We start from the raw sequence: 1,801 nt of genomic DNA, 5'->3' as shown, positions 1-1,801 counted from the left end.
ACCCTCCACCGGTCCCTCCTCGACCACCCCCGGCGCGCCCACCACGACCTGTCCACCCTCCGCCTCGTCGTCACCGGCGCCGCCGTCGTCCCGCTCCGGCTCGTCGAGCGGCTCCGCGGCGAACTGCGCATCGGCACCGTCCTCACCGCCTACGGGCTCTCCGAGGCCGGCGGCATCGTCTCCATGTGCCGCCGGGGCGACCCGGCCGAGGTCATCGCCGCCACTTCCGGCCGGGCCCTCCCCGGCACCGAGATCCGCATCGCCGACGGCGAAGGCCGACCCCTGCCCCCGGGCGGGGCGGGCGAGGTGTGGGTACGCGGCCACCACGTCATGCAGGGCTATTTCGAGGACCCGGACGAGACGTCCCGCACCATCACCCCCGACGGCTGGCTGCGCACCGGCGACGTCGGCGTCCTCGACAGCGGCGGCAACCTGCGCATCACCGACCGGATCAAGGACATGTTCATCGTCGGCGGCTTCAACGCCTACCCCGCCGAGATAGAACAACTCCTCGGCCTGCACCCGGACATCGCCGACGTCGCGGTCGTCGGAATCCCCGACCCCCGCCTCGGCGAGGTCGGCAAGGCGTACGCGGTGCGCCGCCCCGGCTCCACCCTCACCGCCGACGACCTGATCGCCTGGTCGCGGCGGGAGATGGCCAACTACAAGGTCCCGCGCGCCGTGGAGTTCGTCGCCGAGCTCCCTCGCAACGCGAGCGGCAAGGTCCTCAAACGGGAGCTCCGCACCCGCTGACCGGCCCGCCTGCGCTACCGCTGCCCGTTCTTCCGGGCGAGGACGAGCCGCCAGCGCGGGCTGCCGTCGCGGCGGCGCCCGAAGGGCTCCAGCGGCACGGTCTCCACCGTGAAGCCGGCCGCCCGCAGGTCCGCGCGGACCCCGCCCCACGGGAACGTCCGGTAGTACATGACGAACGGCGGCCGCCACACCGCATTGCGGACGCGCATCGCCGCGTCGAAGCCTGCCACCGCCCACCACAGAGGGGAGGTCGGCGGGATCGGCGCCCCGATCGGGAAGGCGAACACCCCACCCGGGCGCAGCGCGCCGTGGACACCGCCGAAGAGGGCGGGCCGCTCGGCCGGCAGGAAGTGCCCGAACGCCCCGAAGCTGACCGCCAGGTCGTACCTGTCCGCGAGCCCGGGCGGCAGCGCCCGGGCGTCGGCCCGCAGCAGCTCGACCCGGTCGCCGCCGTACAGCCGCTCGGCCTCGGCGAGCATGCCCGCGCTCAGGTCCACGCCGGTCACCCGGTCCCGGCACAGCCGGCCGAGCATCCCGAGGGCCGCGCCCGTGCCGCAGCAGACGTCCAGGCCGGAGCCGAAGGAGCCCTCGTGCCGGGCGAGCGCCTCCTCGACGGCGTCGAGCATGCGGTCCGGGGTGCGGAACGGCGTGTGGTCGAACTTCGGCGCGAGCAGGTCGTAGCCCCGCTCGACCGACGAGAAGGCCTGCACGGCGAGCTCGCGCAGGCTCGGCCCCTTGGAGGTGAACACGGTCCCAGCCTAGCCACGGCCCGGCGCCCCCGGGCCGGTCGGCCGCTTCCGGCCGCGTAGGCACCTGCGCCGTACGCACGCACCTGCGCCGTACGCACGCACCTGCGCCGTACGCACGCACGCGGCGGCCGCGGTGGCTCCCCCTCCGGGCCACCGCGGCCGCCGTTCCTGCGTTGTGCTCCCCCGTCGTCCTGCTCCCCCGTGGTGGTGCGCCGCCCGTTTCCCCCGTGGCGGCGCGCCACCCGTGTTCCCCCGTGTGTTCCCCCGTGGTGGCGCCGCGGCCCCCGTGACCCCGGCGC

At 75.5% G+C, this 1,801-nt stretch carries 2 protein-coding genes; one reads left to right on the top strand and one right to left on the bottom strand.

From position 1 onward, the window contains the following. Positions 1-753 (top strand): AMP-binding protein (locus HYE82_RS36280; protein ID WP_179178476.1); only part of this gene is annotated, 753 nt, incomplete at its 5' end. A 14-nt stretch (positions 754-767) separates the two neighbouring features. Here HYE82_RS36280 and HYE82_RS36275 read toward each other — a convergent pair. Then, positions 768-1,502 carry a class I SAM-dependent methyltransferase gene (locus HYE82_RS36275; RefSeq protein WP_179178475.1) on the bottom strand — a complete coding sequence of 245 codons (735 nt, stop codon included), beginning with the start codon at positions 1,500-1,502 and terminating at the stop codon, positions 768-770. Between the last annotated feature and the right edge of the window lie 299 nt (positions 1,503-1,801).

The sequence above is a fragment of the Streptomyces sp. BR123 genome (assembly GCF_013401435.1).
In the GTDB taxonomy this organism is placed as follows: domain Bacteria; phylum Actinomycetota; class Actinomycetes; order Streptomycetales; family Streptomycetaceae; genus Streptomyces.
Note: the sequence above shows the minus strand (reverse complement) of the source record. Positions and strands in the feature narration are given on the sequence as shown.